The sequence below is a fragment of the Marinobacter caseinilyticus genome (assembly GCF_011074955.1).
GTDB classification, from domain to species: Bacteria; Pseudomonadota; Gammaproteobacteria; order Pseudomonadales; family Oleiphilaceae; genus Marinobacter; species Marinobacter caseinilyticus.
Genome location: NZ_WUQJ01000031.1, coordinates 127,058 through 142,648 on the forward strand (window position 1 = coordinate 127,058; position 15,591 = coordinate 142,648).

The following is a 15,591-nucleotide window of genomic DNA, read 5'->3' on the forward strand; positions in this document are numbered from 1 at the left end:
GTGGCTTGCGACGCTGGCGGCATGCTCTGACCGTGCGACAGGCCCTATTGAGGCAATGACGGTCGTTGCCCCGGGTTGCAGCCAATGTAACATCGATGACCCGCTAGAATAATAGGCACACAACCATAACAATGGCAGAACCAAGGTGTACTTGATGAATCGAATTGCCCGTCGGGCTCTGAATACCTGCGCAGTAGCCACTGACCTGGCGCCGATCACCTACCGGGATGTGGCGGGCGAAAACCCCGGCGCGGTGGGTGTAAGCGAGGACTCCGTTAACGCGATCTGGCACAGCGTTGAACGTCTCTACCAGACCGGGACCCATCCGGGCATTCAGCTGTCGGTGCGTCACCGGGGCGAGCAGGTACTGCATCGGGCACTGGGCCACGCCGCGGGCAATGGGCCCAAAGACGATAAAAATGCCAGGCAAGTGCGGATGACCACGGACACCCCCATTTGCTACTTTTCCGCGTCCAAGGCGGTGACTGCGTTGTTGATCCATATCCTCGCCGAGCAGGGCCGGATCAACCTGCTGGACCCGGTGTCCTATTATTGCCCGGAATTTGCCCAGTCCGGAAAGCGCACCATTACCATCCATCAGATTCTGTCCCACCGTGGCGGCATCCCCGCCATTCCCAGAGAGACCCCGATTGACGTCCTGTGGCACAAAGATGAAATTTGGCGGTTATTGTGCGAGGCGCAGCCGGTTGAAGTGGACGGCGCGAAAGTGGCCTATCACGCCATTACCGGGGGATATGTGTTGCAGCGTGTGCTGGAGCGCGTGACCGGTGAGCCGATCGAAACCTTTCTGGACGATCACATTCGTAAGCCCATGGGCATGCGTTGGTTCACCTACGGCATTGACCCCGCACACGTGAATGACTTGGCCCTGACCTATGCCACCGGCCCAACGCCGAGATTTCCGGTGTCCTGGGTCGTGAACCGTGCGCTGGGCGGGGACATCAATACTGTGGAACGGGTCGTGAATGATCCGCGGTTCCAGGAGGCCGTGATTCCTGCGGGCAACCTGTGTGGCACTGCCGAGGAAATGGGCCGGTTTTACCAGATGATGCTGAACGGCGGCACCTGGCAGGGCAAGCGCATCTGTGATCCGATGACCGTGCGGCGGGCGATTCAGCAATATGGTTCGCTGCAGATTGATCGCACCATGATGATACCGATGCGCTTCAGTGCCGGCTTGATGCTCGGCGGCAATCCGGTCGGGTTGTGGGGGCAACAGAGCCGCCACGCATTCGGCCACGTCGGCTTGATCAATAAACTCTGCTGGGCGGATTCCGCCCGGGATATATCGGTCAGCCTGCTGAACACCGGCCTGCCCATTGTGGCGCACCACTTGCCCGCGTTGGTGCGGTTTGTTTACACCGTGTGCCAAGAGTTTCCGCTGATACCGGAAAGCCAGCGCCCGTTGATGGCGGCGGAATCAGACGGTGCGCAACTGCGCTTCTAGGATGCCCAGCACGGACGACAAAATATCGCGGAAGTCGGTGAGCGTCTGAGTGCGCTGGATGACATCTTCGCGGTAGTCATCCAGTCGCTCCAGTTTTGGCACCACTCGACGAATGCCTTCAGTGATGACTTCGTACGGGTAGTGATGGTCCATGATGCTGAGTTTGTTGAGTTCAGCCACCTCCTGACTGAAGATGCTGATGATGTCGTAAATCATGTCCTTGTGCGCAATGCTACCGGCCTCCCAGTATGCGTCATCAAGTAATTCAAGCAGGGAAAGGTATTCCCGTAGCGTATCGGCAACTGAGGTTTGGTTCATGGCTATCTGCTCCGACGAGTCGTATTTCGGGACCGGTTGCAGGAACTATAGCAGGGCTTGCAACGTGAGGTCGCCGCTGCCCTCTGCGATAAGATGAATATCTATTCACATTTATTGCGCTTTGTTAGACAGTTGTGCAGAATATCGAAGATCGAAACCGGGCGACAAGGCTGTCCCGGCTCAGACACGCCACCTCAACGGATGAGAATTGTATGGAAACACCTCTCGATACCCGGCCGTCCGCCGCCCGCCCCGTTCACCTTGACCAGCATGACAGCGTCCGTACCCATGTTTGCCGTCGGTTAAGTGACGAAGTGGAGCGCCTGGAGCGCCGTATTGAGACCCTTCGACTGATCCAGGCCCCGCACACCGCCATTATTATTACCACCTACGAGCGCATGATCGATCGTAAGAAAGGCTTCATGAAAAACTGGGGCATGGCCGGCAACGGATCCAACTGAGCTGTCTCAGGCCCGGTCTCCAATCACCACGGTCTGGTAGCTGTCGGTAGCGCTCTCGAGATTGGCGCAATAATCAGGATTAGCGACCGTTGCGTCGGGATCAGCAGGATCTTCCGGGATTTCATCGAGTCTGGGTGGCTGATTGTGGGATAAGTACAGGACCAGAGTCTGGGCGGCGTAGTCCAGTTCAACCCGTGCGCAGTCGACCGTTCCGCCGGCAAACTCGAAATCCGGGCCACCCGCTTCATTGCGGTTGCCGATCGCCGTGCCATCAATGATCAGAAAGTCCGTGCTGGCATTGGCAAACTCCTGGGTCAGTCCCAACTCCCGCTCACCTTCGATGACGAGTGTTGCGAGCGCCCGCACCGGCGCGTTATAACCGAATTCACTGAAATCCCTGGACGTAAACTCCGAGCCATAGGTGGCGCTGGGTGAGGTCGTCGAGGTCTCCCCGTCACTCACGCCTCGGTACTGAATCACGCGGATGACGTTGTCGGCTTTGTCAGGGGTGTAACTCCACTTAAGAATCGGATAGTGCCAGACCGCGTCCGCCGAGGGTGCCTCCGTCACAATCGCCGACTGGTCGGTGAACCGGATGCTAACGTTATTGGTGGTGGTGTTGAATTCACCAGGCTTGCTTTGGTCAATCAAGCGGCTGATTTCCGAGCGGCCCTGATTGAAGTTGGTAACGGCGTTTTCACCGATGACCTGATGCATCAGGTCCAGTGGGTTGCGAACGCGGATGTACCGGGTTGGGTCTTCGTCGGATGGCGTTGCAACAATGAACTCGCCACTTTGCTGCCGTAGCGCGGCCGCTAACTCAAAGGCCCGGTCGGGCTGGCCCGGCGCCGGTTCGACCCCACGGTAAAAGTCCCACAGCAGGGTTTGCTCCAGTGGTTCGGTGATGTCAAACGTGGAAAACACCAGGTCGACGTTGGTGGCAGGGTTGAAGGCGCTGTCGTTGCTGTCGTTGCCACAACCGGCTAGCGCGAGGAACGCCAAAGAAAAAATTGCCAAACTGTGATGGTGGTTCATTTCAAACGTCCCTGAGATGCGAACAATAGGATAACGCGCTAAAGTAAGGCGCGACGGAGCGAGGCGAAACCCAAAATAATAATGCTCCGGCCTGACGAGACACGACAATAACCAATAATTCAGGCACCTGCCCGCGTGGAGATCACATTTTGCAGCAACAGGAACGACGATTCAGCCTGTTCTGGCTGATCGTGGCCAACATCGTGCTGGCTGGTTTGAGTCTGAATGCTTCGGCGGTGGTCGGTAAAGACCGCTGTGAGGACTCCGTCGTCGTCATCAGTCCAAATGTCAGTTCCTACGATCTTGCTTCCTGCGTATGGTATCTGGAAGACCCGAAGAATGAGCTGACCCTTGAGGATATTCGCGACGAAGAGCGCCACCCTTTCACCCGGCATCAGGGCGGCATGCTCAATTTCGGCTACACCGATTCGTCCTATTGGACGCGCTTCGACCTTCATTCTGACAATACCCACACCGGCACCGACTGGATTCTGGAGTTAACCCTGCCGCTGGTGGATCAGGTTGAGTTGTATGTGCTTCGGGATGGCCAGTTGATTGACCAGCGTCAGGCCGGTTATGAAGACAACTGGCAGCAGCGTGATCTGGCGTTGCCGAACCCCACCTTCAAGGTGCAGCTCTCCCCCGACCAGGAAACCCGGATTTACTTGCGGGTCAATACGCTCAACACCTTCCGGCTGCCCCTGACGCTCTGGAATCCGGATCGCTACATTGAAAAGGTCTCGGTAGATGAGGCCGTGCGTGGCATATTGCTGGGCAGCATTCTCGCGATACTGGCCTACAACCTGTTCGTTGCCGTGTCGGTGCGTGAACGCAGTAACGTGTACTACGTGCTGTACCTGGTATCGGCAACGGTCATGATCGGCACCGAGCAGGTTCATGGTATTCAGCTTTTGGATGAGCGTCCGGCTTTCCTTCACAAACAGTACCTTCATTATCAGATCCTGATGAGTTGGTTCTGGGGCTTGCTGATGGCGCGGTCGCTGCTGGAAACCAAAGAAAAATCCGCCGATCTCGATCAGATTATCCGGTTGTGCCTTTACTCGGTCGTGCTGACGTTTGTGCTCAGCCTGTTCATTCCCTACCACATTGCGATGGAGTGGATCGTGTTGGGGTCGATCATGTTGTGTTCCATCATGATCGTGGTGAGCTATCTGGCCTGGACCTATTACAACCCTGCCGCCCGTGCCTATTTCTTTGCTTGGACCGCCGCCTTGAGCGGTTTCGGGCTCTATGCCCTTACCGTTATCGGCTATTTGCCGCTGAATGTGTTCACCACCTACGCCCCGCAGATCGGGCTGACGGCGCAAATCATTCTGTTCTCATTTGCCCTCGCGGATCGCATCAAGCAGGTGCAGGGCGAAGCCCTGAGCTGGAGCGAGCGAGCACTGGCCAACCTGAGGCGCTATCAGTCGCTGTTCGATAACGCCGTTGAGGGCGTGTTCCAAATGTCACTGCACCGCCGTTTTATTACCGCCAACCCGGCAATGGCGGCATTAATGGGGTACAGCAGCAACCGGGAGCTGGTGGATCAGCAACTGGACGTGCTGGACACCTGTTTCGCGGATGAACGGATGCGGCGCTGGGTGGTCGACCAGTTAGAGCACAAGGGCATTCTGAAAGGAATTGAGGCGCGCTACTACAACCATCAGGGCGAGGAATGCTGGGCCACCATCTCGCTCCATACCGTGTACGATTCCGACGGTGCCCCACTCCACCTTGAGGGCACCTGCATTGACGCCACCGAGCGGCATCAGCGCCAGAAAATTGAAAAAGAACGTGAACATGAGCGCATGGAAAAGGATCTGGCCCGCAACGCCGCCCAGGCCAAGAGTCAGTTTCTGGCTAATATGAGCCATGAGATTCGTACGCCGTTGGCCGCCATCATCGGCTATGGTGAGGCCCTGTTGGACCGTGATCTGACGCCGGATGAAAAGCGCAGCAGCGCCGAAACGGTGGTGCGCAGCGGGCGCCATTTGCTCGACCTGGTGAACGATATCCTCGATCATTCAAAAATCGATGCCAACAAGCTGGATGTCGATGTGGTCTCCGTCAATTTGCCGGAACTGCTGGACGAAGTGAGGGCATTTTTTGTGCCCCGCGCCCGGGAGAAGGGATTAGGATTCAGCATCGTCTGCGATTTTCCGTTGCCGGAAAAAATCCTCACCGATCCTACACGGTTTCGGCAAATCATCATTAATTTGTGTGGAAATGCGCTTAAATTCACCGAAAACGGGTCAATTACCGTGACAATCCGTTGCGAGCGCAATGCCGAGCAGCTCATTGCCCGGGTGGTGGACACCGGCATCGGTATGAAGCCGGAACAGATTGGGCGGTTGTTTGACCCCTTTGCCCAGGGCAGCGCCGCCATTGCACGACAATACGGCGGGACCGGGCTCGGGTTGAGCATTTCCCGACGGCTTGCGGAACTGCTCGGCGGATCGATTGCGGTGAACAGCACCTACGGCGAGGGCAGCGAGTTTGAGGTCAGTATTGCCACAGGGCCCCTCACCGCGATTCATTTTTTACGGGACGCCTCAGAGTTGACTCAGCGCCGGCGCCAGCTTCCCATGGTGGTGGCACCTCGACTGCAGGGTCGAATCCTGTGTGCGGAAGACAATGAGGTGAACCGCAAACTGGTCTCTCTGCTGGTGGCCCGCACCGGTGCCGAACTGGCGCATGTCTCCGATGGTGCCGAAGCGTTGGACGCGGCCATCCACAATCGTTATGACCTGATCCTGATGGATATTCAGATGCCGGTAATGAACGGCCGGGATGCCACTGCGGCGCTTCGGGAAGCCGGCATCAACACGCCGGTCATCGCGTTGACGGCCAATGTGATGGCGGAGGATATCGATGATTACCGGATGGCCGGTTGTAACGAACATGTGGCCAAACCAATCGATAAGCAGCGATTCTATGAAGTTTTGGCGCGTTATCTGCCGGAAGACAACCGCGGTTCGCCCGCGGAGGTACGTCAGTTTCATGGCAGTGTGCTGGTCGCCGAAGACAATGACGATAATCGCCGTCAGGTTGAACGCATGCTGAGCCGCTACGGTTTGACGGTGACCTGCGTTGCCAATGGTGAGGCCGCCGTTAAGGCGGCGCTATCGGAGACCCATCACCTGATTCTGATGGACCGGCATATGCCGGGTATGGATGGGGTAGTGGCCACGCGCATGCTGCGGCAAACAGGATTCCGCCGTTCGATCATCGCGTTTACAGCTGGCGATCAGCAGGAAGTAGACGCGCTGAAGCACGCAGGGTGTGATGGCGTGCTGATCAAGCCCATCGATCAGGGCCATCTGGAGGCCTTGCTGGCGCGTGTATTGGCCACAGAGCCTGACGCTGCTCCGGAGCGGATTGACTTGCAGCCACTCACCGAGCAATTTTGCCGAAGCCTACGAGAGCGCCAACAACGCATGAATCTGGCCTTGGCGGCCGGCGACTACCCGCAACTGCGATCCGAAGCCCACCAGATCAAGGGCACCGCCGGCGCCATGGGCTATCCGGAAATGACGGAGCAGGCCGGCAATCTTGAAGCGTGTCTCAGGCTCGCCGAGCCAGACATCGCCAGCGTGAGGGCCCAGCTAACCTTATTAACCGAACAAATTGAACAGGCTTTGGCACCCATTGCCACCGAGTAGTCACAGCAATCCGTCCGGTGAATCACGCCGACACGATTGATGCATATCGTACCGTTTTAGCACAGGAAAACAGGCCAATGAGTGAGAACAATTACCGCCGCGAAAGCCAATCACTTAGCATGATGTACGGCACCTACGCCGACGTCTTGTTCGTGATGTTTCCGTTTCTGGTTATCTGCATGCAGCGACTGTGGGACGGCGAACTGGCTCAGGTGTTGCTACGACCTGATTTCAGCATTGCCGCCGCGATTCTGGCGGGACTGGCGATCGGTAAATTTGTTTTGGGGCTGGTGAGTGACAAAGACCTCGGGCGCTTCAAGGAGCGCATTGTCTTCTTCATCGCCCTGACGCTGTTTGTGGTGCTTGGGCCGGCCATTATTCTTATCCTGAGTATCGTTGGTGATCAGGAGGTGCCACAATTTGTGGCCTTTGTTCAGCCGATTCTGCTCATCGTCGCCATTTCACTCTACACGACCGCCATCACCATCAGTAACATGCTGGTCCAGGCCGGTGAGGAGGTCACGGTTACCCCGGACCACGATGCAAGCGCCCGCAGTGGCCAGGAGCTCACGCCTCAGCATGCACCGCTGGCCATTCCCAGTCGATCCAATGGTGGCCATGGTTTATGAATCAGCGCACAGTTCCAGTGGACAGCCAAAATCGGAGACAACGTGATGGATGATTTGAGAGTGCTGGTGGTAGAAGATGAACCCACCATGCGAGAGTTATTGCGAGACATGCTTTACAAAGCCGGTGCCACGCAGGTAACCGAGTGCGGCGATGCCGCCTGCGGCAAGGCCCAGTATGCGGCCGAACACTTCCACATAGTGATGCTGGACCTGGGGTTGCCGGACGGTAATGGCCACGATCTCATGGCGGACTTTAAAGCGGTCAATGCGCAACAGCACGTCGTATTGGTGACGGCGGACGACTCGATTGAAAGCATTCAGAAGGCCATCAGTGCCGGTGCCAACGGTTATGTGGTGAAACCCTACTCACTGGAAAAAATTCACGATGTGGTGAACAACTACGTGATGATGCACGGCACGGACATGCAAATGGTTAAAGGGCTGAACCGGCAGCATTAAACCCGTTCAGCCCCTTGTGGGTGTGCTCAGGCAACCTGGCGCGCTATCCATGAGTCATAACGGTTCGCCAGGGCTCTGACATAGCGGGCCTCGGCACCGTCGAGGTTGCCCAGCACGCCATTGAAGATCCAGCCCCGTTCATAGAGCCCGAGTACGCGCTGCTCATCGTCCAGATTGACGCGTTGATTCAGCTTTTGACAGATGGCGTCCAGCAGGGGCAGTTTTGCCGGGCGTTTGATCGGTCCGGTCCGTTGATGCGAGGGCTGGTTGGCGGCCCTTTGATTCGGTTGTCTTTTCATGACCTTCTCCTTACTGTCTGCGGGTGCAATAAAAAACCCCGGGCCTTTTAGCGCCGGGGCTGATCGCGGAGAAGCTGACCCGGTCGCTCTGTGGCTCCCGGGCACTGACCGAAAGCCGTTAGTTATCCACTACTCGTGCCGAAACACCCCGATGGGCAGATGGCGTCACGCAACCCATAACACCAGTGGTGCCTGGGCGAGTGTCGGCACAGTTGAGAATTTTCAGCATAGCTCTGGATTCCGGTAAAACGTGTGCATAAGAGACCATCGAATTCAATTCCGCCTCTGGGGCTTGGCCAGCCGCTCGATGCGCCCCGTCAGGCCTTTCTTCACCGGCTGTTTCGATGACTTAGTGTCAGGGTCAGTGTATCGCTTGGGTGTGGGTTTTCAAGTGGTCACTGTTACCTAGTCGGTCAATAGGCGGGCCATGGAGATGCCAGGCATTGGACCCGATCGGGTGGTAGGCCCGGATTGTGGCCCGGTTTCGGCAAACCCCTACAGACGGCCTTTCGACGAATGAATCATAATCCGTCCCGTCACGTGTTTTACGTTGTGCAAAGCACATCAATCTGCTTCGACAGCGATTGCTGTGTGGATCTCTCCTTTATAAGGCGCTTCCGGATTCGGTTGCGCTTTTTTTTTGCTCCCTGGAATATATCTCGGAAACTTCGTAGCGGCTAGCTCGTACAGCCAAAGTATCCTCAATCAGCGATAATTAGGCTACTAACTAATTTTGAGAGAGGTTAATTGACACCACATGTCTGAACACAACGGACCCCGTCAAAAGTTCCGCAATCACCTTTATATCGAGATATTTCTCGTAACAGTATTAATGGCTTATCTGGTGTTGGCGCAAAGCCAGGAAGTGGGCGCTGATTTCGCCTTTACCGCAGTCGGTGCCGGCCTGATGGTCGTGGTTACCTGCTGGACGCTGCAAACCCTGCGCGATGGTCTGGAATGGTTAGCCAATAAAGCCAGTGCAGCGTAATAACGGCTTGGGCTGTGCGCTTCTTGCCACCCGCCTCAGATAACCAGTGGATTGAGCGCCGGTTCAGCTTGAGACGTCTTGATCGGTCTGCTGCGAGGCGATGGTGACCCGGTGCCAGGTTTTTTGCAGTATCAGGGCGTCGTTGGCAGCGCGATGGATTGGCAGGCCCAGATCCCCGATCACTTGTTGGCGGGTCGAGGACCAGTGCTGAACCTCCGGTGCGGTCAGAAGTACGGAAATGGATTCCAGTTGAAACGTCGGGGTGGCGTTGGCCGCACGATAGAGCCGATGTAACCAGAAACTGTCGAACGTCCACGCATCGCAGAAGACCTGGCCTTCCAGCAATTCATTCAGTGCCTGAGCCACCTCACGCACTTCCGTTCCATCCCGCTCGAGCGTGGCACGCGCGATGCCATGAACCTGCTCGGCACTTTCCGACCAGTCCAGCCACAATACGTGGGGGCGAATCAGCCAGCTGTGTAGAGTGCCGTCGGGCATGCAAACCCCCACTTCAATCGGGTAACTGGCAATCAGGTCAAGGCTTGAGGCCTCAAAATCAATAAAGGCTGGGCTGGTCAGGGCTGTCATACCACACAGTTTTTGTCGGTTCGGTAATCGCAAAGTGTAACCGTCTCGTTCAAAGGACGCGAACCTATACTGTCACTGCACTGTTACAATATGTCCATTGGCTTAAAACCGAGCGTGGTTGTCTCGAACGAATGGCCGAATCCATGAACAGAAATAACGAGAGCTTTTGACCTGTATGTCAGACACAGTGGTGGTTATTTATTCGGGGGGCATGGACTCGTTTACCCTGCTTCATAAAGCGTTATCCGACGGCTTCAACGTGCATGCATTGTCGTTCAATTACGGCCAACGCCACGTGCGCGAACTGGATTGTGCCGCGGCGGTGTGCAAGGCGCTGGCAATCCCCCACAGGGTGATCGATATCACCGCCCTGCATGAAGTCATGGCAGGGTCATCCCTGACCGATGATATTGCCATCCCCGAAGGCCACTACGCCGAAGACAGCATGAAATCGACGGTGGTGCCGAATCGAAACATGATCCTGTTGTCCCTGGCGACGGGGTACGCGGTCACTGTCAAGGCCGCAGCGGTCTGGTACGGCGCCCACGGTGGCGACCACGCCATCTACCCTGACTGCCGCCCCGAGTTTGTCGAAAAAATGAACGCGGTCTGCCAGGTCGCCAACTACCAGCCGGTGCGAATAGAAGCGCCATACATCCGCGCAGACAAGACCCAGATTCTGGCCGACGGCGTCGCCATGGCGCTGGATTACAGTCAGACCTGGACGTGCTACAACGGTCGCGATAACGCTTGCGGTCGGTGCGGGTCCTGTGTCGAACGGCTGGAAGCTTTTGCGGCGCACGGTCTTGAAGATCCACTGATTTACGAAGGAGCCGGCTGACATGTACCGAGTCAAAGAGGCGTTTTATACGTTGCAGGGCGAGGGTGCGCAGGCCGGTCGTGCCGCGGTCTTTTGTCGGTTCAGCAAATGCAATCTATGGAATGGTCGGGAAGCGGACCGGGCCTCGGCAGTGTGTGACTTTTGTGACACCGATTTCGTCGGCACCGACGGCCAGAACGGCGGGGTATTTGCCACCGCCGCAGCCCTTGCGGACCACGTTGCCGCTCTTTGGCCAGACGCGCCTGGGCGGCCTTATGTGGTCTGCACCGGAGGCGAGCCGCTGTTGCAGCTGGATGAAGCGCTGGTGGACTCGTTTCACCAACGCGGGTTTGAAGTCGGCGTGGAAACCAACGGAACCCTGCCGGCACCCGACGGTATTGACTGGTTGTGTGTGAGCCCAAAAGCCAACGCCGAGGTGCTGATAACCCGTTGCGATGAACTCAAGCTGGTGTTTCCACAACGGCTGGCGCCGCCGGACGCCTTTGAGCACATTGAAGCCAAACATCGCTTTCTCTCCCCCATGGCTTCGCCCACGGTACCGGAGAACGGCAGTGACCCGCTCAAACAGAGTAATACCCAGAAAGCGACCCACTACTGCCTGGCGCACCCTCGCTGGCGCCTGACGTTGCAAATGCACAAATTGATTGGCATCGACTAGCGTCCTGGCTGCCTCATACTTTAATTAATGGCCACTCATTGCGCACACAGGAAGGCATCGGCCGATGGAGCATCCGGCGCCAGACCACAAGGCGTTGCGGTCGTCAGGCGTGGGCACCACGCGGTCGCGCAGGCGGCCCGGGTTCGAGGCTCACGCTGCTGAGGCGGTGATGGCGGTACTGACTGGGACTGGTGTCGGTCCAGCGTTTGAAGGCGCGGGTAAAGTTGGCGGCATCGGCGTAGCCCAGGGCTTCCGCAATCTGACCCAGGTTCGTGCCGGTACCCACCAGTAATTCCTGTGCCCGCTCGAGCCGAACCTGATCGACCAGGGTCTGGAAGTTGTGGTGTTCTTCTTGCAGCCGCCGCTTCAATGTGCGCTCGGACACAAACAGAGTGCTGGCGACGCGCGCGAGCTTCGGCGGGAATGGATGGCTGGCCTCGATCACCCGGCGTACGCGGGTGCCAAAGCCCGCATCGGCGGTCAGTGCCTGCAGCGCTTGCTCGCACTGGGCCCGTGATGACGCCGCCAGTTGCTCGTCACTGAAACGCAGGGTCGACGCCAGCTCCGAGGCCGGAACGACGATGGCGTCGTCATCCGCACCGTACTCAACCGGCACCGGGATCTGGTGTCGGAAGCGTTGAAAGTAACCCGGCTCGCGTCCGCGCCGTCTGACGTAAGCGCCGCTGACCGGAGTGCCCAGTAGTTGGGTGCCCATCACCACGCAACCGAACAGCGTGGCGTCCATCATAAATCCCTGGAGCGGACCGAGATCAATCCCACATCTGACCTGGAATACAACCCGGTCGGGCTCCTGCTGCCGGACAATGCTCAACTGAGGCGCACGTAAGGTCAGGAATCGCGTCATCAGATCCAGGGCCTCACCCAGCGTGCGGCTGCTCATCACAGCGTTTCCCAGTGCGCCGTGCAGCGGCAATTGCAGCTCGTTCGCCAACAGTATGCCCAGCCCAGGCTCACCGCTTTCGATCAGCGCGCGGGTGATGAACTCGCTGGCCTGGGAGCGTGCAATTCGGCGCTCAGTTGAATGCAGCCGATTCGGGTCGAGGCTAACCTGTTGCAGCAGTAAGCGATCGTCAACGCCGGTGGTGCGCAGTAGTTTGGCAAGTAAATACAGGTAGATGGCCGGTAGCCCCAAGTCCTGTTGCCGCGATGTCGAGGTACCCATGACCCTACCCTCGTTCCCGTTATTGTCGTCGTAAAATCGTCATCGTAAAACAGCAGTATGACGCGATAGGGCCAGGCGCCCCATGACCGCGCTGACAAGCATGCTGGGTGCAAAAGCCAATCGCTGCCAATCACCGGGAGGTATTCAGTGCAGTCGCGTGGTCCTTTCGGAGGCGTAATGGGCAGGAGCGGTTCAGAGCGCCATATCGATCACCACGGGGTCGTGGTCGGAGGCACGCCAGGGTAGATGCGTCGGCCCGGCGGCGTCCGGCTGCCAACGCTGGTAACCCAATGCGGCGGGCTCATCACTGTTGATGTGCCAGAGCCGGGCACCGATGATGCGTTGATTGACCGTGCCTTTGGCGAGGACGTAGTCCAGTGTGCCGGCGCGACCACGAAAGCGGTAGCTGTAGCTGGTGAGGCCCTGGCGCTGGCCCACAAGGTCGTGATAGCCGGCCCGCGCGAGATGCTGTAAGGGCGCTTCCCTGGCATAGCTGTTGAGATCTCCGGCGATCAGGGTGCCCAACGATCTGGCCGGCGTTGGTAAGCGCGTCAGCCACCGACTCAGGGCCCGGGCCTGCTCTAGCCGTGTCGAGGCATAACAACCCTGGCCATCGTTCTGGTCACGGTCGGCGGCCTGCGCCCCGCGACAGCTTTTGGATTTAAAATGGGCCGCTACGGCCCGCACGATATCCCCGCTTGCAGTCACTTTGAAGTCCTGCACGACGGGATGGCGGCCTGGTCCATCATACGGCTGTGCGAGCGCCGGTCGGGTAAGATCGGCGATTGCGAGCCGGCGGCTGTGGTACAGCATAGCGCTGCGAATAAGGCGACGATCCCGGACCGGACCTGTGCGGACCCACTGCCAGTCAGGTCCCAGAGCGGCGGCCAGCTGCGCCAATGCGCTGTCCGGGTGGTCGCCGTCGTTTTCAATTTCAGCCAGTATCAGCAAGTCGGCATCCAGAGCGGTCAATGCGGCCACCAATCGAGCGGTTTGGTGTTTCAGGGCGGTCTGGCTCTGGGCTCCTCTGGGGGTTGGAAAGCCGCCGCCGTTGCCATCGCCATTAAAATAATTTTCCACGTTCAGCGCGACCACCCTGACGGCGGACTCTGATGGGCGCGGCGGTGGCGGCGGACGCGGGTTGGCAGACTCAAAGCGGGGGCTGGAATCCGGCTGCAGGCGCCAGGCACCGAACCGGTAATCGAGAACGCCGGTTAGTTTGGATGCCCGGTCGCCGGTGCGAACGGTGCGGCTCATCGTGAGTGCCGGCAGTGGGTAGGGTATCGGGCTCGGGTATTTCTGGCCGCTGCCGTCATCCAGGATGATCCGCTGGCGTTCCTGCACCTGCGCGAGCGCTGCGGCCTCCAGGCCCGGGACCAGGCGTTGGGTGGGCACAAACTGGGTCTCAGTGGCCAGCGTCAGTTCGCCAAAGCGGTGCAGATTGTGGTGGTCAATCACGGTCAATGCCCGGGTGAAACGCACGCGCATGTTTTCGAAGCGTTCAGGAGGTTCGGCCGAAGGCCACGGCAGACTCAGGGGCTGGGCCGTAGGCATCGGCGCCGGGCCACAGTCGCGCAGGATTTTGACGTTGACCACCTCCGTCAGACCGTAATATTCCCGGACCCGCCCGGTGACCTCGACTTGATGGCCGGTGGCACCAGTGGGACGTGAGGTGTACACAAACAGGGCTTCGGAGGTGCTGGGATCGTCATCGGTTTCGCCATCCGCCTGTTGCAGATAGAAACCCTTGAAGCCTTGAGCCCGGGTATCCAGGGTGATGACGCCACGGACCGTGACCCAGGCTCCCTGTAGGGGGGACTCAGACCGGTTTCCCTGGATTTGGGAAATTGGCGTTACAGGGGTGTGGCAGTCGGCGGCAAGGACTGGCGGTACCGCCGCTATTGCCGTCATCACCATTATCAACAACGCCAGGGTATAGCGCATGGCACGCATAGGGGGCAACCTGAGAGCGGGGTCCGGTGGCCCGGACCATCGCGGTCAGCCTAACAGCTTTCCGCCAGCGCCTCACGCGAGGTCGTTCGAACGTTCAGCCAAGGTGCAAGCGCGTCCACGTTCACCAGCTCAAGTTGTTGCACCAGGGGGTCGGGGTCCGTGCAGTGAGGTCGAATACCGGCCAGGCTCAGCAAGTACCGCACCAGAGCGGCGCGGGTTTCCAGCTTGAGCCTTTGGTTGTCCATACCGTAATCACTGGCAATGATGGCCTGTTGATCCGTGCTCAAACGACGATCGGGGCGTAACTCTATGGTGACGTTGCGATTCCAGTCATCGTCCTGGTGGATCGTGTGACGGTTGCGTTCATTCAGGATGGTCGGGGTGCCTCGAAACCGGCTTAAGACAAAATCCCGATACTCACCATAGCGCTCACACCAGCCCCGGACATGCCAGCGCTGGCCACTGTAGACCAGCGTATGGGGCTCAATGATTCGCTGCATGCCCTGGGGCTGGCTCAGTGAGAAGTACTCCGCATCCAGGCGCTTGCCCTGGCGAGTAGCCGCCACCACGGCCCGGACCACCGACGGTTCCGCCAGACGGCGCGGCATTCGCAGAACGGTGCTGTTCGGCAGACCAATATTCAGGGTTTCAAAGGTCTGGCTCAGGGCATCGTTGCGGGCCAGCAAGTCAAGATATTCCTCGGAGTGGCCCTGGGTCACGACCGGTGCAAATTCGGGCGAGGGCACATAGCCCTTGAGATGCCGATCGTAGACCAGATTGTCGGGCGCCAGTTCACGGAGGTACGTGTTGATATCCTTGGACGCCTGTTGTCGTCCGATGCCAAACCCGTGACAGATGTGATTGGTGGTCAGCCGCCCTTCCCAGAGCGCGATGATCTCAATAAGTCGGTAGCGTAGTAGCAGGTCCCAGCGGATGGGCCATTCCGTTTTCTTCATGACGATGGGCTCTATTCATGTTGGCTGACGAAAATCTGAACAATCCTTGATCAGGAAGGCCATATTATCAGCTTTGCCGGGGCGTCGTGA

Annotated in this window: 15 protein-coding genes; 8 read left to right on the forward strand and 7 right to left on the reverse strand. The window is 58.2% G+C overall.

Annotated features, from left to right (window positions below; translation table 11 throughout):
* The first annotated feature begins 154 nt into the window (after positions 1-154).
* Positions 155-1,468 carry a serine hydrolase domain-containing protein gene (locus GRX64_RS15780; RefSeq protein WP_166268702.1) on the forward strand — a complete coding sequence of 438 codons (1,314 nt, stop codon included), beginning with the start codon at positions 155-157 and terminating at the stop codon, positions 1,466-1,468.
* Here GRX64_RS15780 and GRX64_RS15785 read toward each other — a convergent pair.
* Positions 1,442-1,786 carry a hypothetical protein gene (locus GRX64_RS15785; RefSeq protein WP_166268703.1) on the reverse strand — a complete coding sequence of 115 codons (345 nt, stop codon included), beginning with the start codon at positions 1,784-1,786 and terminating at the stop codon, positions 1,442-1,444. The two genes, GRX64_RS15780 and GRX64_RS15785, sit on opposite strands and share 27 nt — an antisense overlap.
* Before the next feature lie 212 nt (positions 1,787-1,998).
* Here GRX64_RS15785 and GRX64_RS15790 point away from each other — a divergent pair, with 212 nt between their 5' ends.
* Positions 1,999-2,247, forward strand: a complete 249-nt coding sequence (locus GRX64_RS15790) for a hypothetical protein (protein ID WP_166268704.1) — start codon at positions 1,999-2,001, stop codon at positions 2,245-2,247.
* 6 nt (positions 2,248-2,253) lie between these two features.
* On the opposite strand, the gene GRX64_RS15795 is transcribed toward GRX64_RS15790, so the two are convergent.
* Positions 2,254-3,282, reverse strand: a complete 1,029-nt coding sequence (locus GRX64_RS15795) for a hypothetical protein (RefSeq protein ID WP_166268705.1) — start codon at positions 3,280-3,282, stop codon at positions 2,254-2,256.
* Positions 3,283-3,431: 149 nt separating this feature from the next.
* Here GRX64_RS15795 and GRX64_RS15800 point away from each other — a divergent pair, with 149 nt between their 5' ends.
* The 3 genes from GRX64_RS15800 (at position 3,432) to GRX64_RS15810 (ending at position 8,035) form a co-directional block, all read left to right on the forward strand.
* Positions 3,432-6,947, forward strand: a complete 3,516-nt coding sequence (locus GRX64_RS15800) for a hybrid sensor histidine kinase/response regulator (protein ID WP_235937712.1) — start codon at positions 3,432-3,434, stop codon at positions 6,945-6,947.
* Positions 6,948-7,024: 77 nt separating this feature from the next.
* Positions 7,025-7,576: a hypothetical protein gene (locus GRX64_RS15805; protein ID WP_166268706.1), complete on the forward strand. Its 552-nt coding sequence runs from the start codon at positions 7,025-7,027 to the stop codon at positions 7,574-7,576.
* A 45-nt stretch (positions 7,577-7,621) separates the two neighbouring features.
* Positions 7,622-8,035: a response regulator gene (locus GRX64_RS15810; protein ID WP_166268707.1), complete on the forward strand. Its 414-nt coding sequence runs from the start codon at positions 7,622-7,624 to the stop codon at positions 8,033-8,035.
* Positions 8,036-8,061: 26 nt separating this feature from the next.
* Here GRX64_RS15810 and GRX64_RS15815 read toward each other — a convergent pair whose 3' ends face one another.
* The gene (locus GRX64_RS15815) at positions 8,062-8,334 is read right to left on the reverse strand and encodes a hypothetical protein (RefSeq protein ID WP_166268708.1); all 273 of its coding nucleotides are present in this window, start codon (positions 8,332-8,334) and stop codon (positions 8,062-8,064) included.
* A gap of 757 nt (positions 8,335-9,091) precedes the next feature.
* Here GRX64_RS15815 and GRX64_RS15820 point away from each other — a divergent pair.
* Positions 9,092-9,322, forward strand: a complete 231-nt coding sequence (locus GRX64_RS15820) for a hypothetical protein (RefSeq protein WP_166268709.1) — start codon at positions 9,092-9,094, stop codon at positions 9,320-9,322.
* A 63-nt stretch (positions 9,323-9,385) separates the two neighbouring features.
* On the opposite strand, the gene GRX64_RS15825 is transcribed toward GRX64_RS15820, so the two are convergent.
* Positions 9,386-9,910 carry a 3'-5' exonuclease gene (locus GRX64_RS15825; RefSeq protein ID WP_166268710.1) on the reverse strand — a complete coding sequence of 175 codons (525 nt, stop codon included), beginning with the start codon at positions 9,908-9,910 and terminating at the stop codon, positions 9,386-9,388.
* A 175-nt stretch (positions 9,911-10,085) separates the two neighbouring features.
* Here GRX64_RS15825 and queC point away from each other — a divergent pair, with 175 nt between their 5' ends.
* Together queC and queE are read left to right on the forward strand one after the other, a co-directional pair.
* Positions 10,086-10,751, forward strand: a complete 666-nt coding sequence (gene queC, locus GRX64_RS15830; protein ID WP_166268711.1) for a 7-cyano-7-deazaguanine synthase QueC — start codon at positions 10,086-10,088, stop codon at positions 10,749-10,751.
* A 1-nt stretch (position 10,752) separates the two neighbouring features.
* The gene (queE, locus tag GRX64_RS15835) at positions 10,753-11,409 is read left to right on the forward strand and encodes a 7-carboxy-7-deazaguanine synthase (protein WP_166268712.1); all 657 of its coding nucleotides are present in this window, start codon (positions 10,753-10,755) and stop codon (positions 11,407-11,409) included.
* Between the two features lie 103 nt (positions 11,410-11,512).
* Here the strand turns inward: queE and GRX64_RS15840 are convergent, their stop codons facing one another.
* The 3 genes from GRX64_RS15840 to GRX64_RS15850 form a co-directional block, all read right to left on the reverse strand.
* On the reverse strand, positions 11,513-12,592 hold the full coding sequence (locus GRX64_RS15840) for an AraC family transcriptional regulator (RefSeq protein WP_166268713.1): 1,080 nt from the start codon (positions 12,590-12,592) through the stop codon (positions 11,513-11,515).
* Positions 12,593-12,784: 192 nt separating this feature from the next.
* Positions 12,785-14,545: an ExeM/NucH family extracellular endonuclease gene (locus tag GRX64_RS15845; RefSeq protein ID WP_166268714.1), complete on the reverse strand. Its 1,761-nt coding sequence runs from the start codon at positions 14,543-14,545 to the stop codon at positions 12,785-12,787.
* Between the two features lie 50 nt (positions 14,546-14,595).
* On the reverse strand, positions 14,596-15,501 hold the full coding sequence (locus GRX64_RS15850; RefSeq protein ID WP_166268715.1) for a helix-turn-helix transcriptional regulator: 906 nt from the start codon (positions 15,499-15,501) through the stop codon (positions 14,596-14,598).
* Positions 15,502-15,591 lie beyond the last annotated feature (90 nt).